Annotated in this window: 18 protein-coding genes and 3 pseudogenes; 10 read left to right on the top strand and 11 right to left on the bottom strand. The window is 69.9% G+C overall.

Features of this window, described 5'->3' with window-relative positions:
* Window positions 1-129: 129 nt before the first annotated feature.
* Window positions 130-720, top strand: coding sequence for a snapalysin family zinc-dependent metalloprotease (locus tag ACIBK8_RS33500; protein WP_399046196.1), 591 nt, complete (start codon window positions 130-132; stop codon window positions 718-720).
* Window positions 721-817: 97 nt separating this feature from the next.
* On the opposite strand, the gene ACIBK8_RS33495 is transcribed toward ACIBK8_RS33500, so the two are convergent.
* The 3 genes from ACIBK8_RS33495 to ACIBK8_RS33485 form a co-directional block, all read right to left on the bottom strand.
* Window positions 818-2,128 (bottom strand): 4-hydroxybenzoate 3-monooxygenase, encoded by a 1,311-nt coding sequence (locus ACIBK8_RS33495; protein WP_399046194.1) that lies wholly within the window; start codon window positions 2,126-2,128, stop codon window positions 818-820.
* 85 nt (window positions 2,129-2,213) lie between these two features.
* Window positions 2,214-2,939, bottom strand: a complete 726-nt coding sequence (locus tag ACIBK8_RS33490; protein WP_399046193.1) for a GntR family transcriptional regulator — start codon at window positions 2,937-2,939, stop codon at window positions 2,214-2,216.
* A gap of 212 nt (window positions 2,940-3,151) precedes the next feature.
* A complete protein-coding gene (locus ACIBK8_RS33485; protein ID WP_399046191.1) occupies window positions 3,152-4,543 on the bottom strand; it encodes an aminopeptidase P family protein in 1,392 nt (463 codons plus the stop codon).
* Between the two features lie 380 nt (window positions 4,544-4,923).
* On the opposite strand from ACIBK8_RS33485, the gene ACIBK8_RS33480 reads away from it, so the two are divergent.
* Window positions 4,924-6,897: a collagenase gene (locus tag ACIBK8_RS33480; protein WP_399046189.1), complete on the top strand. Its 1,974-nt coding sequence runs from the start codon at window positions 4,924-4,926 to the stop codon at window positions 6,895-6,897.
* Window positions 6,898-7,198: 301 nt separating this feature from the next.
* The gene (locus ACIBK8_RS33475; RefSeq protein WP_399046188.1) at window positions 7,199-7,885 is read left to right on the top strand and encodes a GntR family transcriptional regulator; all 687 of its coding nucleotides are present in this window, start codon (window positions 7,199-7,201) and stop codon (window positions 7,883-7,885) included.
* Here ACIBK8_RS33475 and ACIBK8_RS33470 read toward each other — a convergent pair.
* From ACIBK8_RS33470 to ACIBK8_RS33445, 6 genes are all read right to left on the bottom strand, one after another.
* Window positions 7,869-8,495: an SRPBCC family protein gene (locus tag ACIBK8_RS33470; RefSeq protein ID WP_399046187.1), complete on the bottom strand. Its 627-nt coding sequence runs from the start codon at window positions 8,493-8,495 to the stop codon at window positions 7,869-7,871. The two genes, ACIBK8_RS33475 and ACIBK8_RS33470, sit on opposite strands and share 17 nt — an antisense overlap.
* 80 nt (window positions 8,496-8,575) lie before the next feature.
* The gene (locus ACIBK8_RS33465; RefSeq protein WP_393687139.1) at window positions 8,576-9,061 is read right to left on the bottom strand and encodes a (2Fe-2S)-binding protein; all 486 of its coding nucleotides are present in this window, start codon (window positions 9,059-9,061) and stop codon (window positions 8,576-8,578) included.
* Window positions 9,051-9,923 (bottom strand): FAD binding domain-containing protein, encoded by an 873-nt coding sequence (locus ACIBK8_RS33460; protein WP_399046186.1) that lies wholly within the window; start codon window positions 9,921-9,923, stop codon window positions 9,051-9,053. The genes ACIBK8_RS33465 and ACIBK8_RS33460 overlap by 11 nt, the downstream gene beginning before the upstream one ends.
* Window positions 9,920-12,241, bottom strand: a complete 2,322-nt coding sequence (locus ACIBK8_RS33455) for a xanthine dehydrogenase family protein molybdopterin-binding subunit (protein WP_399046250.1) — start codon at window positions 12,239-12,241, stop codon at window positions 9,920-9,922. Before ACIBK8_RS33455 ends, ACIBK8_RS33460 begins: the two co-directional genes overlap by 4 nt.
* 571 nt (window positions 12,242-12,812) lie before the next feature.
* Window positions 12,813-13,739 carry a VOC family protein gene (locus ACIBK8_RS33450; RefSeq protein ID WP_399046185.1) on the bottom strand — a complete coding sequence of 309 codons (927 nt, stop codon included), beginning with the start codon at window positions 13,737-13,739 and terminating at the stop codon, window positions 12,813-12,815.
* A gap of 90 nt (window positions 13,740-13,829) precedes the next feature.
* Entirely contained in the window at window positions 13,830-14,726 is an 897-nt protein-coding gene (locus tag ACIBK8_RS33445) for a LysR family transcriptional regulator (RefSeq protein ID WP_399046183.1), read from the bottom strand.
* Window positions 14,727-14,912: 186 nt separating this feature from the next.
* On the opposite strand from ACIBK8_RS33445, the gene ACIBK8_RS33440 reads away from it, so the two are divergent.
* A complete protein-coding gene (locus ACIBK8_RS33440; protein WP_399046182.1) occupies window positions 14,913-15,578 on the top strand; it encodes an NIPSNAP family protein in 666 nt (221 codons plus the stop codon).
* A 261-nt stretch (window positions 15,579-15,839) separates the two neighbouring features.
* Window positions 15,840-16,853: an NADPH:quinone reductase gene (locus ACIBK8_RS33435; protein WP_399046181.1), complete on the top strand. Its 1,014-nt coding sequence runs from the start codon at window positions 15,840-15,842 to the stop codon at window positions 16,851-16,853.
* A 90-nt stretch (window positions 16,854-16,943) separates the two neighbouring features.
* On the opposite strand, the gene ACIBK8_RS33430 is transcribed toward ACIBK8_RS33435, so the two are convergent.
* Complete coding sequence (locus ACIBK8_RS33430; protein ID WP_399046180.1) at window positions 16,944-17,408, bottom strand: SRPBCC family protein; 465 nt, start codon at window positions 17,406-17,408, stop codon at window positions 16,944-16,946.
* Window positions 17,396-18,292, bottom strand: a complete 897-nt coding sequence (locus ACIBK8_RS33425; protein WP_399046179.1) for an RNA polymerase sigma-70 factor — start codon at window positions 18,290-18,292, stop codon at window positions 17,396-17,398. Before ACIBK8_RS33425 ends, ACIBK8_RS33430 begins: the two co-directional genes overlap by 13 nt.
* 611 nt (window positions 18,293-18,903) lie before the next feature.
* Here ACIBK8_RS33425 and ACIBK8_RS33420 point away from each other — a divergent pair.
* From ACIBK8_RS33420 to ACIBK8_RS33400, 5 genes and pseudogenes are all read left to right on the top strand, one after another.
* Window positions 18,904-20,487, top strand: coding sequence for an alpha/beta hydrolase (locus ACIBK8_RS33420; RefSeq protein WP_399046178.1), 1,584 nt, complete (start codon window positions 18,904-18,906; stop codon window positions 20,485-20,487).
* Between the two features lie 220 nt (window positions 20,488-20,707).
* Window positions 20,708-20,833: pseudogene (locus ACIBK8_RS33415) on the top strand (SDR family NAD(P)-dependent oxidoreductase); the annotation flags it as partial.
* Window positions 20,827-20,919: pseudogene (locus ACIBK8_RS33410) on the top strand (short-chain dehydrogenase); the annotation flags it as partial. The pseudogenes ACIBK8_RS33415 and ACIBK8_RS33410, both read left to right, overlap by 7 nt.
* 201 nt (window positions 20,920-21,120) lie before the next feature.
* Complete coding sequence (locus tag ACIBK8_RS33405; RefSeq protein WP_399046249.1) at window positions 21,121-21,885, top strand: GNAT family N-acetyltransferase; 765 nt, start codon at window positions 21,121-21,123, stop codon at window positions 21,883-21,885.
* Window positions 21,886-22,240: 355 nt separating this feature from the next.
* Window positions 22,241-22,376, top strand: a pseudogene (locus tag ACIBK8_RS33400) (GNAT family N-acetyltransferase); the annotation flags it as partial.

Genomic DNA, 22,376 nt, shown 5'->3' with positions numbered 1-22,376 from the left:
GAACCAGGGTGAAATCCCCGGGAGTTGACGGTGCGAGAGCGGCCGATTGGTGACTTGTAGAGGCCGTTGTCTGCGTGGTGGCCTTATCGCTTGCGGGGCAACTGATGCTCAAGGAGGCGCACGAGTCTCATGATCAAGCGAATAGCCGCCGTGGCGGCCCTGATACCGGCCATGCTGGGTACTACGGCCGGAAGTGTTTCAGCGCACTCCGCGCCGAAGGCGACCGCAGCGGTGGTCACCCTGACCTACGACGCCAGTCAAGCAGGGCAGTGGGCGGACGCGATCAAACAGGCAGCGCAGAACTGGAACGACGCGGTGCAGAACGTGCACCTGCAGCCGGCAAGTTCGCCCGGATCGGCCGACTACGTCTACAAGGCGACCGACGGCTGGCCCCAGTCGACGGTGGGGCCGGTGTTCCCGGGCGGTAGCGGTGAGGTGCAGCTGGGCCAGGAGGCGGTGAACGAGGGCTACGACCTGACCCGGGTCGCGACGCACGAGACCGGGCACATCCTCGGGCTGCCCGACGACTACGACGGCCCGTGCTCGGAGATCATGTCCGGACACGGCCCCGGACCGTCGTGCAAGAACACCAAGCCGGACGCGGCCGAGGCAGCGCAAGTTGACCAGAACTACGCCGCCGGCCCGTCGGCAACGCGCCCGAAGACCCATCAGGTCGTGATCGACATCTGGCACAACCCGGCCCTCACCCCTTCACACTGACCAGCCGACAGACCGCGCAGGCGGAGACAGTGTGCCGGTCATCCGGGTGAGCAGAATCGGCCCGAGCCGGGAAACGTGCGGAACCCGCGGCAGGCGATCAGCCCCGACTGCCGCGGGCACCGGCCCCCGGAGACACCTCACCGCTTCCCAAAGGGCTGCGCGGATCGTGATCGGCGGGCCCGCAGGGACGCTTGCGTCCGTCGGCAAGGACGATCCCGGTGTAATTCGCCGCGAGTTCCGCAGCCGCGTGCTGTGAGGAGGCGATGCGGTCCAGTTGGGAGAGTTGGAGGCGGGTGTCGAAGGAGGACTGGTCCGGTGCGGTGTGGAGCGTCGTGGTCATGAAGTACGAGAAGTGCTCGGCTCGCCATACGCGCCGCAGGCAGGTGTCGGAGTAGGTGTCGAGCAGTTCCGCTGAGCCCGAGCCGTAGAGGTGGGTGAAGGCTTCGGCGAGTAGCGTGACGTCGGATGCGGCAAGGTTGAGGCCCTTGGCCCCGGTGGGCGGGACGATGTGGGCGGCGTCGCCGGCCAGCAGGATACGGCCGTGACGCATCGGCTCGGTGACCGAACTGCGCATGGGGAGAACGGACTTGGCGGTGATGGGGCCGCGGTTGAGCCGCCAAGAGGTGTCGGCTCCGATGCGGAAGTCGAGTTCGTCCCAGATCCGGCCCTCGCTCCAGGTGGCGGGGTCCTCCCCGTTGGGGACCTGGAGGTAGAGGCGGCTCACCGATGGGGAGCGCATGCTCGCCAGGGCGAATCCGTGCTCGGAGTGGGCATAGATCAGCTCGTCGTAGGCGGGTGGGGCATCGGCGAGGATGCCGAGCCAGGAGTAGGGGTACGTACGCTCGTGGACCTGGGTCGCTCCTGCGGGGACGGCGCTGCGGACCACGCCGTGGAAACCGTCGCAGCCGACGACGTAGTCGCAGGTGAGAGCGCGATCCTGCCCGTTGTGGGTGTAGTGGACGAGGCAGCTGTCCGAGTCCGCGCCCGTCACGGCGTGGACTGGCGCGTCGAAGTACAACGGTGCGCCGTCCTTGAGCTGAAGGGCGATGAGGTCCTTCACGACCTCGGTCTGGGCGTACACCCACACCCGGCGGCCATCGGTCAGGGAGGGGAATTCGATGCGGTGGCGCCTTCCGCCGAAGCGGAGTTCGATGCCGTCGTGGGGCATGCCCTCCCGGTCGAGCCGGGTGGCCGCGCCCGCGCGGCGGAGGGTGTCGACCGTGCCCTGCTCAAGGATTCCGGCGCGCTGACGCTGTTCGACGTAGGCGCGATCACGGCTCTCCAGTACCACGCAGTCGATGCCGCTCCGATGAAGCAACCGGGCGAGCAGCAGCCCGGCGGGGCCGGCCCCGACGACGGCGACGCGGGTACGGACGGGGTGGTTGTTCATGACGGGGTGGTTGTTCATGGGGTCACTCCTTGGAGAGTGCGGTTTCGCCACCAGGATTCCCCGCCCTCGTGCAGTTGATGGCCTGTCAGATGGCCGTCGGCCGCTATCGCCTGGGCTCGTCGGCATGGCGCCGCGCCGCTCCCCTGGTTTCGGCCGACGAAGCGCTGCCACCGCCGGCCCACAGGGAGCGGACATGGCCCAGGTGCTTGGCCATGCACTTCTCGGCCATCTTCGCGTCACCCGCGAGCATCAGCTCCAACAGCTCCAGGTGCTCATCGGCCGAGGGGATCAGCGCACCCCGTTCGTCCAGGGCGGTGAGCCCGTACAGGCGGGAACGCTTGCGCAGGTCGCCGACGGTCTCGACGAGGCGGTCGTTGCCGCAGAGCGCGAGGAGCGAGAGATGGAACTGCCGGTCGGCCTCCAGGTAACCGATGAGGTCGTGGTCACGCGCCGCCCGCACGATCTCCTCGGCGACCGGGCGCAGCGACTCCAGCTCCTCCCGCCTGGCACTGCGGGTGACCCGGCCGACCATGGGGATCTCGATCAGCGCGCGGACCTCGGCGTACTGATCGAGATCACGCTCACTGACCTCGGTGACCCTGAAGCCCTTGTTCCTGACGGGCTCGACCAGGCCCTCGCGGACCAGGTCGAGCATCGCCTCGCGTACCGGGGTGGCGGAGATGCCGAAGTCCTCGGCGAGCGTGGGCGCCGAATACACCACGCCCGGACGCAGTTCGCCGGAGATCAGGGCGGCCCGCAGGGCGTTGCTCACCTGGTCGCGCAGCCGCTCCCGGCCGACGTTGAGATCGCGGTGTTTCAGGTGCCCCATAGAGGTTCGTGATCCCTTCGGTCCGGCCTGGAACCACCACCGTACAATGTCACGTTGCTCCAGCGGGCGACAGAGGTGGGCCCGGAGGCCCGGCCCGAGATGCGGAACTCCCTTGCCAACCAGCCCTGTTCGGTGCGGACCGTGACTGGATACGTTCAGGCCGTGCCCGGCGGCGTGCGCGCGAAGGCGCGATCCATTGCCGTCAACGGCCCTCAGCAGTCGAGGAGTTCTCCCATCCACGCCTCGACCGCGTCGGGTGTACGCGGCAGCGCGCCCGACAGCATCCGTGCGCCATCCGCCGTGATGATCAGGTCGTCCTCGATACGCACACCGATGCCGCGCAGCTCGGCGGGGAGCGTCTCGTCGTCGGGCTGGAGGTAGAGACCGGGTTCGACGGTGAGCACCTGCCCCTCTTCCAGCACCCCGTCGAGATACGCCGCCGCGCGCGCCTGGGCACAGTCATGGACGTCCAGGCCCAGCATGTGCCCGCTGCTGCAGAGGGTGTAGCGGCGGTGGAGGTCGCCGTCGGCGCTCTTCAGTACGCCCCAGTCGGCGAGCCCTTCGGCGATCACCCGCATGCCCGCCTGGTGGAAGTCACGGAAGCGGGCGCCGGGCTTCAGCGCGGCGATGCACGCTTCCTGTGCGGCGAGTACGAGTTCGTACACGTCCCGCTGGACGGGCGAGAAGCGGCCGGAGAGCGGCAGCGTGCGGGTGATGTCCGCCGTGTGGAGCGTGTCGGTCTCCACCCCGGCGTCGAGCAGCAGCAGTTGGCCGGGGTCCAGGGGGCCGTCGTTGCGGATCCAGTGGAGCACGCATGCGTGGGCGCCGGAGGCGGCGATCGTCTCGTAGCCGGTGCCGTTGCCCTCGGCGCGGGCGCGCAGGTTGAAGATCCCCTCGATCCAGCGCTCGCCGCGCGGATGGGCGAGGGCCCGCGGCAGCGCCCGTACCACGTCCTCGAAGCCCGACGTGGTGTGGTCGACGGCCAATTGCAGCTGCGCGACCTCCCAGGCGTCCTTGATCAGCCTCAACTCGCTGAGGGTGGAGGCGAGTTCGGGGTCGGACGAGGCACAGCGCCCCGGTGGCACCGCGCGGTACGCGTCCAGGTGTACGCACCGGATGCCGGTCATCCGCTCGGCCTCGGCGAGGTCGGGGCGGCGTCCGACCCAGAACTCCCCGTAGCGGCGGTCCCGATAGAACTCGTCGCCGTCGTCGCGCGGCGCACGGGGGCGCACGTACAGCACCGGCTCGTGCCACTGCGGCCCGTCCGGCTCCAGGACCAGCACATGGCCGGCCTGGTCCTCGCCGGTCAGTCCGGTCAGCCATGCGTAGGCGCTGTGCGGCCGGAAGCGGTGGTCGCAGTCGTTGGAGCGGACCTTGAGCTCGCCCGCGGGGATGATCAGCCGCTCGCCCGGGAAGCGGGCGGAGAGGCGCGCACGGCGGGCGGGGGTCAGCTCGGCGACCGGGTTCAGGATGTCGTCCGGTGGCGGCGTCGCGGCCCAGTGGCCGGACAGGAACGCGGCGAGTTCCGTCGAGACCGGCAGGTCGTGACTCGCCGTACGGATTCCGGACGTTGCGGTGTTTCGGGTGGCGATGGAGTCGTCCATGGCAGCGGTCTCCTCTGGCACGGGTGGGCAACGACGTCACTTCACCTTGTCAGTGCCATTTCACATTACATGTCACCGGTCACCTTCTCGCGTGGGCCGCAAAGTGCACAACGGTCAGCATCGGCAGGGCAGTTGGCGGCACCCGCGAAAGGGCGGCACTCGCACCGTCCCGTCCAACCGGGACTCCCACCCTGACGGGCCATCAGTTTTCGCCTGCCGCCCGTGGCCCTCTTTCACTGCCATGTGAACTGTGAAATTGTACGGTCGCACTTTTCGCGAGCATGACAGCTCCGGGAGTGCGCAACTTCTGTGCCATCACGGTCCGTATCCCCACCGCCGTGCCCCACGCACGGCTTCCGACCGGCCTGGAGGCCATAGCCATGCATAGACCCCCCACCTGCAAGAGACTCACCCGCCTGCTGATACCAACCGTGGCCGCCGCCTGCCTGGGGCTCACCATGCTCGCCCCCGCCAGCGGCGCGGCACCGGTCGGCGCCGAGGCGCCCAAGCCCGCACCGAGGTCGGGCCCCGGCCCGCAGCCCGCCTCCGCCACCGTGCTCGCCGCTGATCTCGCACCCGGACACGCCGCCGCCCCCGCGCGATCGGGCACGCATACCGCGAACTCCGCGCAACGTCCGCCGCTCCCCGCGGCCCAATCCCCCGCAGAGCGCAAGCGGGCCCACTCCGCGGCGAAGGCCGCGGCGGACTGCAACGTCAGCGACTTCACGTCGAAGAGCGGCGCTGCCCTGGTCGAACAGATCAAGCAGTCGGAGACCGCCTGCATCAACACGCTGTTCAGCGTGGACGGTGCGGACTCCAAGGCCCTGTTCCGCGAGGAACAGATGGTCACGGTGGCGAACGCGCTCAAGGATGTCGCGGCCAACTACCCCGGGGACAACAGCACTTCCGCAGCCCAGGAGGTGCTGTACCTGCGCGCCGGCTACTACGTCCAGTACTACCAGCCGGAGAACGTCGGCGAATACGGTCCGACGCTGAAGAGCGCCATCGAGGGTGCCCTGGACAGCTTCTTCGGCTCGTCCCACGCCTTCGACGTCACCGAGGCCAACGGAGAGACCCTGGCCGAGGCGGTCATCCTGATCGACAGCTCCGAAGAGAACGCCCGCTACCTCGACGTGGTCAAGCGTCTGCAGAAGGACTACAACGCGTCGTACGACGCGTTCTACGGGATGCTCGCGGCGGTCAACAACACCTACACCGTGCTGTTCCGCGGCCACCAGCTGCCGGAGTTCGTGGATGCCGTGCAGGCCGACCCGAGCGTCCTCACCGGACTGCGGGACTTCGCCGTCGCCCACGACGATCTGCTCGGCACCGACAAGTCCTACCTGGCCGCCAACGCCGGACGCGAACTCGGCCGCTTCCTGCAGCACGCCGACCTCAAGGACACCGTCAAGCCGCTGGTCACAGAGCTGCTCGGCCGCAGCGATATCACCGGGCGCACCGCCTCGCTCTGGGTCGGCCTCGCCGAGATGACGGACGCGTACGACAAGACGAACTGCGCCGATTACGACACCTGTGACCTGCAGAACCGCGTGCGCGACGCGGTGCTGACGGTCAAGCACAGCTGCGGTCCGAGCGCGAAGATCCTCGCGCAGGAGCTGACCGCGGCCGAACTCTCGGCCACCTGCGACAGCATCCTCAAGCAGGACACGGTCTTCCACGGCATCGTCAAGGACAACGGCCCGGTCAAGGACGACAACAACACCAACATCGAGATCGTCGCCTTCAACTCCAGTACCGACTACCAGACGTACGCCGGCATCGTCTTCGGCATCGACACCAACAACGGCGGCATGTACCTGGAGGGCGACCCGGCCGCTGAGGGCAACCAGCCCCGCTTCATCGCCTACGAGCAGCCGGACCAGGACGGCGCCTTCCAGATCTGGAACCTCAACCACGAGTACACCCACTACCTCGACGGCCGCTTCGACATGTACGGCGACTTCGCAGCCGGGCAGACCACACCGACCGTGATGTGGGTCGAGGGTTTCGCCGAGTACGTCTCCTACTCGTACCGCGGCGTCACCTACGACCAGGCGATCGAGGAGGCGGGCAAGGGCACTTACCAGCTCAGCCAGCTCTTCGCGACCACCTACGACAACGCCGACACCACCCGCATCTACCAGTGGGGCTACCTGGGCGTCCGCTACCTGCTCCAGTCGCACCCCGATGACGTGACCGCCCTGCTCGGCCACTACCGCGCAGGCGACTACGACGCCGCCTACAGCCTGCTCCACGACACCATCGGCACCAAGTACGACGCGGACTTCGCCGACTGGCTGAACAAGTGCTCCGGCGGCGACTGCGGCCAGCTGCCGGCCCGAAGCGGCCGGTGACCTGGGCCTCGGCCACCGGCAAGAACGGCAAGAACGGCAAGAACGGAACCAGGAGAGCCTGGTGTCCCGCGCATCGTTCGTGAGCGACCTGCGCAAGGAGGCCGGCCGCACCGGGAAGGAACGCGCCGCCCGGTGCGGCCGGCACTCCGACGCACCCCGCGCGCTTGAGCGCGGCGGAGTGGCAGCCACCCCCTGGGGAACGGGGTGCACAGCCCTTCCGTGGGATCGTGTTCCGCGGGCCTGGATAGGGTTTTGCGGGGTGGGGCCGTCTCCGGGCGGTGCAGCCAGCGAGGAGTGGGACATGGGAGAGGGACGCCGCGGCGCGCAGTCCGCTGCCCAGCGCGCGTATGTGGAGATCGCCGAGCGTATGGCCGCGGGCGACCTGGAGCCGGGCGCCTGGCTGCGGGAGGAGTCCTTGGCCGCGTCGATCGGGATCAGCAGGACCCCGGTGCGGGAGGCGTTGCGCAGGCTTGCCTCGGAAGGTCTGGTCCGTTTCGAGGCGAACCGCGGTGCCCAGGTGGTGGCGTGGAACCGCAGCAAGATCGCCGAGATCTACGGTCTTCGCGCGGCGGTCGAAGGGTACGTGGCCGCGGTGGCCGCACAGAACATCAGCGACGAAGCCCTGGGAAGGCTTGAGGCCAACCTCGACGAGTACATCCGTGTCATCGCCGATGAGCGGCCGGACGCCAGGCAGTGCGCGGCCGAGCTGAACAACGAGTTCCACGCCCTGGTACTGGCCTCGACCGCGAACGAGAGCCTCGTCTCTCTGCTCCATGGCGTGCTCGGGCTGCCGCTCGTGCGCCGTACCTTCCTGCGGTACTCCGAACGTGATCTCGCGCGCAGCGTCGAGCATCACCGTGAACTCATCGAGGCCCTGCGCCGCCGGGACGCGCCCCTCGCGGAAATGATCATGAAGGTGCACATCCGGGCCGCCGAGCACTCCGTGCTGGAGGCGCAGGACCTCGACAGGGTCAACGACGACGGGTGAGCAGCCAGACGAACAGAGCGCCCGCCGCGAACGCTCCGGCCACGGGCGCGCCCCGCCGGACCACGGGCGGCACCAGAGCCAGCGCGTTCAGCTCGGGCTCCGCCTGCGGGGCGGGGGGCCTGGCGTCGGCCGCACCGCTCGCGGACGGGGCCGCGGCGTCCTGGGATGCGCCCACCACGGCCTCCAGGTTGGCGGCGAACTGACCGATCAGACGGGCGCCGACGTCCGCCATGGCGCTGCGGCCGAACTGGGCGATCTTGCCGGTGATCTGTAGCTCGGTGCTCACCACCACGCGTGTCTTGTCCGGGCCCTCACCGGCCAGTTGCACGGTGACCAGTGCTGTGGCGGAGCCTTTGCCGCTGCGCTCCTGGCCGCCGGCGTCCAGCACCATGCGGTGCGCCGACGCGTCGAGTTCGGTGAAGGTCGCCGTTCCCGAGTAACTGACCTTGATGGGGCCGACCTTGACCGTGACCGCGCCTTCGTAGGTGCCGTCTCCCGCGGGAGTGACCGACGCGCCCGGCAGGCACGGCGCCACGCGCGGCACATCCGTCAGCAGCGTCCAGGCGTCGTCCGGCGCCGTCGGCACGAGGAACTCGTGGGTGAACTCCATGTCTCATCTCCTCCGTTGAGTCTGCGCTGTCACCGCTGCGACGCAGAACCGGCCGACCGCCGTCCCGTCCACGGGTGACCTCACCGGCCTTCAGCGCTGATCCGTGCGTCGACGGTCTTCTCGATGGCGCGGACGATGCCGTTGTAGCCGGTGCAGCGGCAGATGTTTCCGGCCATCGCCTCCTGTATCTCCTCGCGGGCCAGCGGCTCGCGCCGACGGACAAGGTCGCAGGCGGTGATCAGCATTCCCGGCGTGCAGAAGCCGCACTGCAAAGCGCCTTCACGGGCGAAATCGGCGCGGAGGGCTTCCACGTCCGGCCCCTCCAGTGCCTCCACGGTGACGACCTCCGCGCCCTCGCAGGCGGCGGCCAGGGTGAGGCAGGCGCGCACCGGCAGGTCGTCGACGAACACCGTGCAGGCTCCGCAGACGCCCTGCTCGCAGCCGAGGTGCGTCCCGGTGAGGCCGAGCCGGTCCCGTAAGAGATCGGCGAGAGTGGTCCGAGCGGGGAACGTGGCTTCGGTCTTCCGTCCGTTGACACGCAGGGCGATCGTCAGGTCATGCGGCATGCGGTGCCTTTCCCACTGCCGTCAGCGCGCGGTGCACCGTGACGGCGTGCAGTTGCAGAGCGTGGCGGTCGTGCGGCGACGCGGTGGCCGTGTCCGCCCCGATGTCAGCCGCGAGCGGCCCGCTCAGGTCGGCCGGGAGCAGGCCGCCATCCGGCCGATCGGAGAGCGCCTCCTCGACATGCTCCAGGCGCAGCGGGACGTCCTTGGCGGCCCCCAGCCACACGGAGACCGCGGGTGTCGAGGCACCGGTGTCGCGGACCTGCACGACGGCGAGGGACTCGGCGAACTCCCCCGGTTTGCGGGCCATCTTGTACATGCCCCACTGCGTGCCGGGGGCGATCCGGGGCACCGAAACCGCGGTGATCAGCTCGTCGTCCTCCAGCGCCGTGCTGAAGAAGCCGCGCAGGAACTCCGTTACGGGGATGTGCCGTTCACCCCGGACCGACAAGACGTGGACGGTGGCGCCGAGCGCCGACATCACGGTGGGCCATTCCGCCGACGAGTCGCTGTGCGCGAGGCTTCCGCCGACCGTGCCGCGGTTGCGGATGGCACGGTAGCCGATGCCGCGAGCCGCGTGGCTCAGCAGCCCGTCCGCCACATCGGGCACCAGTTGGTGCTCGAACATCATGTGCGTCGTCGCCGCCCCGTACGTCGCGCCGTCGGCGGTCAGGTCCGTACGCCGCAGTTCCGGTACGGCGGAGACGTCGACGAGGTGCGCGGGCTCGGCGAGGCGCATGTTCATGAGGGGCAGCAGGCTCTGGCCGCCGGCGATCACCTTGACGTCCTCGCGCAGCCGGTACAGCAGATCGGCTGCCTCGGCGCTCGTCCCCGGGCGGTGGTACGCGAAGTCCGCCGGCTTCACCGGTCCGTTCCCGTCATGGCGGCGCCGCGCACCGGAGATGCCTGGGCGTCCTGCAGTGCCGTCCAGATCCGGACCGGCGTCATCGGGGTTTCGTTCGCCTCGGCGCCGAAAGCCCGCAGGGCGTCGGTGACCGCGTTGGCGATGGCCGCCGGAGGGGCGATGGCGCCGCCTTCGCCCGCGCCCTTCACCCCGAACACCGTGTGCGGGGACGGGGTCTGCAGATGACCGATTTTGATCATCGGCACCTCGGTCGCCCCGGGGAGCAGATAGTCCAGGAAGGACGTCGACTTGGGCTGTCCATCGGCGTCGTACACGAGTTCCTCCAGCAGCGCGGTGCCGATGCCCTGGGCGATACCGCCGGTGATCTGACCGTCGACGATCAGCGGGTTCACCACCGTCCCGCAGTCCTCCACGACCGCGTAGTCGAGAAGCGCCACCGCTCCGGTGTCCAGGTCGACGCTGACCACCGCGGCGTGGGTGGCGTAGGTGAAGGCGCCGGTCTGGGTGTCGGGCCGGTAGTAGTAGGAGACCTCAAGACCGGCCTCGACCCCGGGCACATGGTCCGGGGTGAACAGGAACTCCTTGGCCAGCTCGCGGTAGGTGACGGAGCCGGTGCGCCCCACGACGGCCCCGTCCATGAGCTGGAGCTTCTCCGGGTCCTCGCCGAGCAGCACGCCGCCGATCCGCAGTACCTTCCCGGCGAGTTGCTGTGCCGCGCCATGCGTGGCCCCGCCGGCCATCACCATGGAGCGGGAGGCGAACGTGCCGTCACCACGAGGGGTGAGGGCCGTGTCGCCGTGCACGACCGTGACCAGCGCGGGGTCGACGTCGAAGACCTCGCTGACCACTTGGCCCAGTGTGGTTTCCGCACCCTGGCCGTGGCTCTTGATCCCGACGCTCAGGGTCAGGCCCCCGGAGGAGTCCATCTCCAGGCGTGCCCCCTCGGTGCCGATGGTGATGGCGAGTCCGCGAGAGGCCCATTCGATGCATCCGTGCGCGGTCTGCTCGGTGAACGAGCCGTATCCGATGCCGATGCGGTGCCGGGCGCCGTCGGAAACGTCCTGCTGCTGCTTGCGCCAGGCGTCGTGTCCGATGAGTGCCGCCACACGACGCACCGCTTCGGGGTAATCACCGCTGTCGTAGACCTTCTTGGCGACGGAGGTGTACGGCATGTCATCCGGCCGCACCATGTTGCGGATACGCATCTCATACGGCTCGATGCCCAGTGCGTGGGCAAGCTCGTCGACGGTGCGCTCGATCGCCAGGCACGCGCCCGGCCGCGCCACCCCGCGGTACGGCCCCAGCGGTGTCTTGTTGGTGGCCACGCTGCGGGTACGGAAGCGGTAGTTGCCGAGCCGGTAGGGGCCGGGGATCATCGCCGCCGACATGGTGGCGTCCATCGTGGCCGTCCACGGGTGTACCGAGTAGGCCCCCGCGTTGACCAGGATGTCGGCCTCGACTCCCAGCAGGGTGCCGTCCGCGGCTGCGTGCGCGGTGATCCGGTAGTGGTGGTCGCGGGCCTGGGTGGAGGAGACCATCGCCTCCCAGCGGTCCTCGACCCAGCGGATCGGGTGGGGAAGCCGCATGGCGACCGCGGCGAGGGCGATCTCCTCCGGGTAGACGGAGCACTTGGTCCCGAATCCACCGCCCATGTCGGGTGCGATCACCCGCACTTGACGTGCCTCGATGCCCAGCAGGATCGCGATCATGTCGCGGATCATGTGCGGAGTCTGGGTGGAGGAGTGGACGACGAGCTGTCCGCTGGTCCGGTCGTGCTGGGCCATCACGCCACGGGTCTCCAGCGGGACGACCGCCTGGCGGTTCATGGTGTACTCGCGGGTCACGGTCACCGCGGCATCGCGAGCGACGGCGTCCACGTCCCCGACGTCACCCGAGGTGGTGGCGTACACGTTGTCCGGCCAGTCGTCGTGGACCAGTGGCGCGTCCTGAGCCAGGGCCCCGGTGAAGTCCACGGCTGCGGGTAACGGCTCGATGTCCACCGTGATCCGAGCTGCCAGGTCCTCCGCCTCCGCGCGCGTGCCGGCGATCGCCATGGCGATGGGCTCGCCGACGTATCGCACCTTCTCCACGGCGAGATGGGGTAACGGGGCCGCGCGGAAACCCTTCAGCGTCGAGGTCGCGGTCAACGGCTCGGCGATCGGGGCGAGATCCGTACCGGTCCAGACCGACCCGGGTTCGACGTCCGCGGGTACCGCGACACCGCGGATACGCCCATGCGGCACCTGACTGCGCACGAAGGCGACCTCCCGAAGCCCCGGAGGCTTCATGTCCGCTACGAACTGCCCTCGACCTGACAGGTGCCGGGCGTCCTCGCGGCGCGGTGTTCGTGCCCCGATCCCGTTACGTCGTGCGGGATTGCTGCCTGTAGCGCTCATGCATCGCCTCCTTGGTGTGCACGTCGCCTTCCGAAACCGGACGGCGTGCACCTCGGCGGGGCCGGTGACACCGGTACAGCGACCGGATCACCAAGACCGTAATTGTATGCAACTTACGTCGAGGGTCCAGCTCACATCCTCCGCGCGGCCATCACTCTGCGGCCCCGCGACCGCAGCTCGATTCTTCCGCTCGGGCCAATCTGCACCAACCACCAGGCCCAGTGCAATACCGCCCGATCAGGCATCTGTAGAGAAGATCTGTCGCCCGCTCAGCGACGCCGAGCATCCGGTCGCGCCACAGCGAACCCATCGGCGCGCATCTGTCGAGCATCGCCACTTCGAGAATAGTTGTACACAATAAATCTCGGACGCGGCGAGCGACCTCACGCGAGGGACGTACGCGCGCACCCGCTGCGGGGCCAGATGCCCGACAACAGGGCCGAAGCCGACGACGGCCACGTCATACGCACACCGCGTGTCCTGCTCCGTCGGGTTACCGCCCCGCGCTGTGACTGCCGGTCATGAGGGCGGCGAGGTCCTCGGGGTGCAGGAAGGACGGGGGTGGCGGCGGCCCCCAGCTGAAGAGCGCCTTGGCGCCCTCCAGGACCTCCGGCGTCCACAGTTGGTCGTCGACGACGCAGTCCATGTCGCTGTAGTACTCGGAGAAGTTGCCTGCCGGGTCCTTCAGGTACCAGAAGAAGTTGGACCCGGCATGATGGCGGCCCAGGCCCCACACATGCCGCTCGGGGTGGTCCTCCAGCATCGCGGTGGCGCCGCGGCCCACGTCGTCGACGTCGTCGACCTGCCAGGAGGTGTGGTGCAGGAAGGCGACCGGGGCCTTGAGGACGAGGACGTTGTGGTGGTCGGTCGAGCAGCGCAGGAAGGCTCCGACGCCCTTGACGTAGTCGCTGGCCCGGAAGCCGAGTCCGTCGCGGAAGAAGGCGGTGGTGGCGGCGAATTCGGTGGTGCCGATGACGGCGTGGCCAAGCTTGCGCGGCCGGACCGGGGCGGTGCGTTCGACGCCGGGGGCGCGGGCGCCGGTCCGCTCGCTGCGGCCTGGCCCGTTGTACGGCGTCGCCGGTACGGGCTGCTGGGTGAGGCGCGGGGCGATGTCGAGTACGGCGCGTACGCCGGTGGCGGTGTCGTATGCCGTCAGGGAGGTGGCGGCCCGGTCGCTCGCGATGCCCAGGCGCTCCAGCCGGGAGGCAGCCGCGCCCAGGTCATCGGGGTCGTCCACGCCGATCCGGACCTCGATCAGACGACGGGCGGGCGCGCGCACGATGCGCAGCTGGCGGCCCGCGTCGCGCGTGGTGAACCAGCCCTCGCCGTCCGGGGTGAGGCCGAAGTCGGTGTAGTACGCGGCGGTTTCGGCGACGTCGGGAACTCCCATGGTGACGGAGGTCAGACGGTGCAGTGCCATGTCGGGGACTCCTTTGTCCAGCGGGTCGTGGCGGTGGCTCAGATCTCCCGGGCCAGGCCAGTGGCATCGGCTCCCCCGCCCGGTCGGCCGCTACCGGTGCACAACGGGTAGCGCGGTGTTCGATATGAGGTTCCACATCGCCTGCGCGGCGTCGGTGGCGACGCCGTGGGCCGGGGTCGCCACCGCGACGGTACAGACCAGCGACGCGTTGTCGAGCGGTACCAGCGCGGTGGGGACGCGGGTCGCGATCGCCAAGGGGCGGGGGACGATCGCGATGCCGAGGCCGTGTGCGACGAGTTCCAGCAGCGAACCGATCTCGTTGCAGGTGACCCGGACGTTACGGCTGATGCCGGCCGCCTGGAACGCCTGGTCGGTGACCTGCCGGGCGACGAGGTCGGCGGGGAAGTCGACGAAGGTCTCGTCCCGCAAGGCCGCCAGCTCGACGGACCTGCGGCCGGCCAGACGATGCCCCAGCGGGCAGGCCAGAACCATGGGGTAGGTGGACAGCGGGGTGAGCCGGATCCCCGGCGGGGCCTGCGGCGGCATGGTGACGAAGGCGAGCTCGATCGTCCGGTCCGTGAGCTTCGCGAAGAGGTCGAGCGGCATACCCCCGGTCACATCGACGTCGACGTGCGGGTTCTCGGCGGTGAACCGGCTGATCAGCGCGGCGAGATCGAGGCCGGCGAAGGACGGGATCGCCCCGACCGGCAGCGTGCTCTTGGTGACCCCCGGCCCGCAGCGGATCTGGGACTCGGTGGCTTCGAGCGCGGCCAGCGCCCGGCGCGCACCGACGTACAACTCACGGCCCGCTTCGGTCAGTTCGACCCGTTTCCTGCCACGCACCAACAGGGCCGTGCCGAGCCGGTGCTCCAGGGCGCGGATCGACGCCGACAGGCCGGGCTGGGAGATCCGGAGGCGTTCGGCCGCGGCGGTGAAGGTGCCTGCGTCGGCGATGGCCAGGAAGTACCGGAGCTGACGTATCTCCATGCATAGATCCTTCTTATGGAAGTGCCAGATTTTCAGTATTGGACATCCACGAGCTATGTCAACAGGCTCTCTGTGGAGGGCGGATCGGAGCGGAGCGGCGTCGATACCGCCCGCCATGACACGTGAGCCCGACACCCCCGCCCGGCACCCTCCACCACAACCGTCCATGAAGGGAGCGGCACGACGATGACCCAGCCCGTACCGATCAGCGAGGACGACGTCGATCCTCAACAGCAGGAACTGCGATACGAGTTGGCGACCCTGTCCTTCCGTCTGCTCGACGCCGAGAAGGCCGCTGCCGGGGTCCTTCCCTGGGTCGGCGACCCCGCCGCACGGGGCAGGCTACTGGGCTGCTGGCAGACGGAGAACGGCCCGCTGGGGCGGCTGCTGGTGCTGCGCGGCTTCACCGGCGACGCGGAACTGGCGCACGAGCGGATGCGGGCACGGAGCAGCAGCCAGCCGTTCGGTGCGGACGAGCACCTGACCGATCTGACGATGCAGAGCTTCGCCCCGTTTCCGTTCGTCCCTCAGGTGCGCACCGGCCGGTTCGGTCCCGTGTATGAGATCCGGGACTACCACCTCCGCCCGGGAGGTCTGCCCGCGACCATCGCCGGCTGGCGGCAGGCGTTGCCCGCCCGGCACCGTATCGACCCGCTGACGGTGGTGATGTACGCGCTCGACGGCCCCGACCGGATCACCCAGATCTGGCCGTTCCACAGCCTGGACGAGCGGGTCGGCATCCGCAGGGACCTCTACGCGTCCGGACTGTGGCCACCGCCCGGCGGCCCGGAACAGATCCTCGACGCCACCTCGATCATCGCCTGGCCGACCGAGTTCTCCCCGCTCACCTGACGGCGAGGGGGGCCGACCGTACGAGCGGGGTGGCGGAGCGGTGGATGCCGGAGGGACACCGCGCGTTCGTTCCGTTCGGTGCCGGTCGGTTCGGTGCCAGTCGATTCGGTGCCAGTCGATTCGGTGCCAGTCGATTCTGAGGGCTCGCGGGCGGAATACGCCGCTCCGTAAGGGAGTTCAGGAGGGGTACCCCGTACGGGCGGTGTCCTCTCCTGACGCCGGCCGGCCATTCTCGCGGGGTGAGCGAAGGACAGGTGAAAGATGAAGTCCGTCATCCGGACGGCTGCCGGTGGCCCCGAGGTCCTGCGGCTCGTCGAGCGTCCGGTTCCCGAGCCCGGACCCGGCGAGGTACGGGTTCGGGTGCACGTCTCGGGCGTCAACCCGACCGACTGGCGCAGCCGCAGACGCGCGCTGCCGCCGGGCATCAGCGAGCAGGTGCCCCACCAGGACGGTGCCGGGGTGATCGACGCCGTCGGCCCGCAGGTCGATCCGGCGCGGGTCGGGCAGCGGGTGTGGATCTGGGAGGCCGCGTGGGAGCGGCCCTGGGGAACAGCGCAGCAGTACACGCTCGTCCCCGAACGGCACGCCGTCGCCCTGCCCGACCACGCCCCGTTCGCACTCGGCGCTGCCCTCGGCGTCCCGGCCCTGACCGCCCACCGCGCGCTGACCGTTCACGACGGCGGACCGGGGCGTATCGCGCCCGGCACCCTGCGGGGCGCCACGGTGCTGGTGGCAGGCGGCGCCGGCGCGGTCGGCAACGCGGCCGTCCAGCTCGCCCGTTGGGCCGGGGCGCGTGTGGTCACCACGGTCAGCAGCCCCGCCAAGGCCGCGCTGGCGCACGCGGCCGGTGCCCACCGGGTGGTCGACTACCGCACACAGGACGCGGCCACGGAGGTCCGGGCCTTCGCCCCCGAGGGTGTCGACATCGTCGTGGAGGTCGCACCCGGCGCCAACGCCGCTCTGGACATCGCGGTGGCCGCCCAGGGCGCCGTGGTGGCCTACTACTCGGGCGGCAAGGACGAGCGGCTGTCCGTCCCCGTGCTCTCCTCGCTGTCGGCCAACCTGCGCTGGCAGAGCGTCTTCGTCTACACCGTGCCGCCCGCGGCGAAGCAGCAGGCACTCACCGACGTCGCGGCTGCCGTGGACGCGGGCGCGCTGCGCGTGGGCGAGGAGGCCGGACTGCCGCTGCACCGCTTCGCGTTGGAGCGCACCGCCGACGCCCACGCCGCGCTGGAGCGGGGCGTCGTGGGGAGGGTACTGATCGACGTCGCCTGATAGGTGCCTGATAGGTCCGTACGCTCACCGGCGGCCTCGCGACCGGGACGGCCGTCGGCACGCACGGCAGCCTTCCGGTCCGCGCGCCCCTCACTCCCGATCGGGGCTGGGGCGCCGGGCCAGCGCGGTGTCGGCGGCGTCGAGGATATTGCCGAAGGTGCGGGTGATGATCGGCCGCGCGAGGCGCCGGGTAAGGAAGGGCCCGAGCACGGGTACGGGGATCTCGGCGCGCGTGGTCCAGCGCACCCGGGTGCCGCCGTCGGCCTCGGCGAACGTCATGCGGCCGAGTTCGTGCCGGGCCGGCGGCAGGCTGCGCTCGACGACGTAATCGGTCGCGTACGGCGGCTCGTACAGCGTGATGCGTTCCCGGAACCAGCCGATCAGCCAGAGGTGGCTGCGGACCGCGCCGACTCCGTAGGGCGCGGACGCGCCCCGCCGGGTCAGGCGGCAGCGCACCACCAGGGGCGAGCACGTGTAGTTGGTGGTCGTGGTGAGCCAGGAGAAGACGTCATCGATCGGGGCGTCGATGACACGTTCCACCGTCATGGTTTCCACGGCTCATGACCTCCTCTGTCGAGTGGGAGCACCGTTTCGGCGCTGTGCAGTTTGTCCGGGTTGCGTATGCCGTAGAGGCCGGTGATCCGGCCGTCGTGGATCTCGAACGCGACCAGCGAGTCGAGTGCGCCGTCGATGACGAGCCGCACCGCGGGCATGCCGTTGCAGGCGACGTGCTCGATGCGGGTCGCCGCGGTGGTGGTACGGAGCACACCGAGGACGAACCGGGCGATGTCGGCCTTGCCGGTGATCGGGCGGCGGGCGGCGACGGCCTTCCCGCCGCCGTCGGAGATCTGCACGGCGTCGGGTGCCAGCAGATCCATCAACGTCTGGACCTCGCCGGTCGTCGCGGCGTGCAGGAACCGCTGGACGATCTCCCGGGCGGCCTCGGAGTCGGGCTCGAAGCGGCGGCGCCGCGCACGCACGTGCCGACGTGCGCGGTGGGCGATCTGCCGGACGGTGACCTCGGCCCTGCCGATCGAGGCGGCGATCTCGCCGTGGGTGTACCCGAACACGTCGTGCAGCACGAAGACCGCGCGTTCGGTCGGGTTGAGCGTCTCCAGGACCAGCATCATGGCCATCGACACCGACTCGGCCAGGATGACGTCGTCGCTCACCTCCGGCGCGGTACGGACCGGTTCGGGCAGCCACGGGCCGACGTACTCCTCGCGCCGCGCCGTGACCGCGCGCAGGTGGTTGAGTGCCTGCCGGGTCACCGTGCGGACCAGGTAGGCGCGCGGGTGCTCGACCGTGGCCGGATCGACCGCGCTCCACCGCAGGTAGCTCTCCTGCACCACGTCCTCGGCGTCGGTGACGCTGCCCAGCATCTCGTAGGCGATGGTGAACAGCAGCGGCCGGTGCCGGGAGAAGGCGTCCTCAACCATGCCCCACCACCGTCCCGCTCCCCCTCCGGTACCCCGGCATCACACGCGGCCCCTTCCCTTCGACTCTCCGACTCATCGGTTCTCCGACTCTTCGGCTGCCCATCGAGACACCCCGTACCAGCGGAACGTGACAGTTCTCCACCGTGATCCGCTTCACGGCACGGAACCGCGTGGAGTGCGGCGCATACTGACGCTGCGTCACATACGGGCCGGACACGCACGGACCGGCCACATACGGACCGGACACATGCGGGCCGGACACATGCGGACCGGACACATGCGGACCGGACCGTCGACGACACATGGCGATACCGCGCACACAGCAGTGACGCGACTCCTCCCGCAGTACGCGGGGGTCTGCGCCCTACCTCTGAGGTGCCGTGACCGGCCGTGCAGGCTAGGGCCATCGCGGTACGGGCGGCTCCTGCTCCGGAGCGATGCCGTGGTGTCGGTGCCGGTGGAAGGCTGACGCACATGTGTGGGGACGGCGGGCTCCCGGCCGGGCACGACGTCCCAACACCCCCGCCGAACGCCCCCCTCGGCACCTCCGCGCCCGTCACGGCTACCACCCCTCTGCCGTCACGGCCGTACTTCTCACCTCAGGAGACCGTGTGACCACCCTCAGAGCCACCGCGCGCCGAGCCTCGGCTGTTGGCCTCGCCCTCACCGCCTGCCTCACGGCGACCCCCGTCACCACAGCGGTGGCCGCCGGTCGCGACAGCGGCGCGGCGGCGACCAGCGCCGGGCTCGACCGCTACCGGAACCAGCGTCTCGACTGGCGCAGTTGTGTCCTGGGCGCGGACGACGAACAGGGCCGCGCCCTGGAGAAAGCGAGCGCGCGCTGCGCGAACGTGACCGTACCCCTGGACTACGCCGACCCCGGGGGCCGCACCATCACCGTCGCGATATCCCGGATGAAGGCCGCCGACACCCGCCACCGCATAGGCACGATGCTCGTCAACCCCGGCGGTCCTGGCGGCGAGGGCCTCGGCCTCCCCGCGCTGCTCCGCCCGGCGATGGGACAGGCCGGGACGCGCTACGACTTGATCGGCATGGATCCGCGTTTCGTCGGCCGCAGCACCCCGCTGGACTGCGGTTGGCCCATCGGCCCTCCGATGCGCTGGACAGGACCGAGCCGGACGGACTTCGACCGTCAGGTCGCCGTGCAGAAGGACCTGGCCGACAAGTGCCGCGCCACCAACGCACCGGTGCTGCCGCACATCAGCACCCGCAACACGGCTCGCGACATGGACGTCATCAGGGAAGCGCTCGGCGAGCGGAAGATCTCCTACCTGGGCTATTCGTACGGGACCTACCTGGGCACGGTCTACACCCAGATGTTCCCGGGGCGTTACGACCGGGTGGTGCTCGACGGGGCACTCGACCCGCGCCGCTACAACCCTCGCGTGGTCCGGGGCTCCGAAGCCGCGAACGACCGGGCGCTCGCCGACTGGGCCGGATGGGCAGCGAAACGTCACGGCACCTACGGCCTGGGCCGCACCCGCGATCAGGTGCTCGCCACCGTCGACCGCGTCGTCGAGACGTCCGCGCGACGGCCGCTGACCGTCGGCACCGCCCCCGACGTCTTCCGCCTCGATGCCACCGTGGTGCCCCTGGTGATCTTCGCGGGGACCAGCAGCGACGCCGACGCGGCACGGGCGGAACTCGGCGAGCACCTGTCCGTGCTGGCCAAGGCCACCGACGGTCAACCGACCGAACTCTCGGGCGAGTTCGCCGGACTTCTGCGGTCGCAGGTCACCAGCCAGGGATCGCGCTCCGGCAGCGTACAAACAGCGATCCTGTGCGGGGACGTGCCCGCTTCACGCGACCCCGGACAGTACTGGAAGGACATCGAGCGCAGCCGCGCCGCCCACCCGCTGTTCGGCCCGCTGACCAACAACATCGTGCCGTGCGCCTTCTGGGACCGCCCCCGTGAGAAGCCCACGCAGGTGCGTCACGACACCCCCGCGCTGATCGTGGCCGCCACCGGCGACCCGCGCGTCCCCTATTCCAGCAGCGTCTCCCTGCGCGGCCTGCTGCCGAGCGCCAGACTGATCACCCTCAAGGGCGCCGACCAGCACACGCTCTACGCGACGTACCACAACGCCTGCGTGGACGCGAAGGTCAACGCCTACCTGATCACGGGCAAGTTGCCCACCGAGGACCGGACCTGCGTCAAACCGGACGGCCACTGATACGGGCCCGGCTCAGGTCGCACCGGTAGGGGGGCGCGCGCTGAGAGCGGGTCTTCATGAAGCGGGACTCCATGAGGCGGGCCTTCAAGAGCGCGAGGGTGCGCGCCCCCATCGGCGATGCGAGACCGACCCGTTTTCTCATCCCGATGACCTGACGCCCCTTCCCCGGGCTGCGCGCCTGGCGGACCGAACCGTTCGACCGTTTGAAAGAAGAGCCACGATGCCGGCCACCCTCATCACCGGAGCCAACCGCGGAATCGGCCTGGAGGCCGCCCGCCTGCTCGTCGAGGCCGGGCACACCGTCTACCTCGGCGCACGCGACCTTGCACGCGGCCAGGAAAAGGCGCCGAGATCATCGTCCGCATGGCCACCATCGGCCCCGACGGCCCCACCGGCGGCTTCTTCGCAGCGGACGGCCCCGTCCCCTGGTGACACGCCTCGTAGCAACCCGCCACCGCCCCACCCGAGAAGCCTCCGCCGCTTGAGCGCGGAATGCAGGGCCTCCGCCGGGCCCGGACCGTGTCCCGCAGCCGCGGAAAAGTACCTGCGAGCGCCCAGGCAAGCATGCTGCAATGCAGCATCGTGAACGAAATGGAACGCCCCTTTACCAACGACCCCGACCTTCTGCTCGCAATGGAGCAGAACCTCGCCGAGCACGCCTGCCACCTGCACCAGTACCTGGAAGGCGCCTCCGTCACCCGGACCAACGATCTGCTGATCGCCGACAGCGGCCTGGACGACGACACCTTCAACATCGTCGCGGCGGCCCGCTTCACCCCGGAAACCGCCCCGGTCCGCACCGCGGAGACGGCCCGCACCCTGACCGCCACCGGACGCCCCTTCTCCTGGTGGGTCGGACCCGCCTCGGCACCGACCGACCTCGCCGAGCACCTCCAGGCCGCCGGTCTGGAGGCATCGGAGACGGAAACCGGTATGTGGAAGGACACACGCACAGCCCTCCCCGAAGCGCCTGCCGACGGCTTGGACATCCAGCCGGCGACCACCCCGGAACAGCTCGCCGACTACGCCACGGTCCTCGCCGCGAACTGGAACCCGCCCGCCGCCACCGTGCGCCGCTTCTTCGCCGACACCGCCGCATGGGCCCTCGCCGCCGACTGCCCCGCCCGCTACCTGGTCGGCTACGTTGACGACCGCCCCGTCTGCTCGGCCGAGGTCTTCCTGCACGCGGGTGTCGTCGGCATCTACAACATCGCCACCCTCGCCACCGACCGCCGCCGCGGATACGGCGGTGCCATCACCCTGGCCACCCTGCGCACAGCCCGCGATGCGGGATACGAGACCGCGGTCCTGCAGGCATCCGCCGACGGCGAACCCGTCTACCGCCGCCTCGGTTTCACCGCCTGCGGCCACTTCACCGAGTACGCCATCGCCCCCTGACCAGCCACTATCCCTTCCGTTCCTTCCATCCCTTCCATCGGCCCCATCGCGCCCTCGCCCGGACGAAACCCGCCGGGCGGGGACCGGCTGTAGGCCGGGCCGGGGCTGCCGTTAATGCAAAAGACGAGTGCTGGGGTACGTGGTACGTTCGATGAGTTCGTGTTGATCCAGGTTGAGGATGAAAGGGAGGTGGGGCTGATGACCGCGTTCAAGGCCACTGCGGTGCGCAGCGCCCGGACCGCCCTCACGTCCCGGGCGACGGTCTGACCCGGTCACCCCTGCCCGCTGAGAGCGTGAGCTCGCGCGGCATCCCTGCACGAACCTGAACCTCACCATGAAACGGATTCATCCCGTCATGCGTACCCACAGCAACTGGATCACCCGCGCCGAGACCGGCGCCGACATCCCCGCCATCCGCGACATCAACCTCGCCGCCTTCGACACCCCGGCCGAGGCCGACCTCGTCGACGCGCTGCGCGCCGACCCCTCCT

Origin of the sequence: Streptomyces sp. NPDC050161 (assembly GCF_044460025.1) — a bacterium.
Classification (GTDB): domain Bacteria; phylum Actinomycetota; class Actinomycetes; order Streptomycetales; family Streptomycetaceae; genus Streptomyces.
The sequence above is the reverse complement of the archived record's forward strand: the minus strand, read 5'-3'. Positions and strand labels throughout refer to the sequence as shown.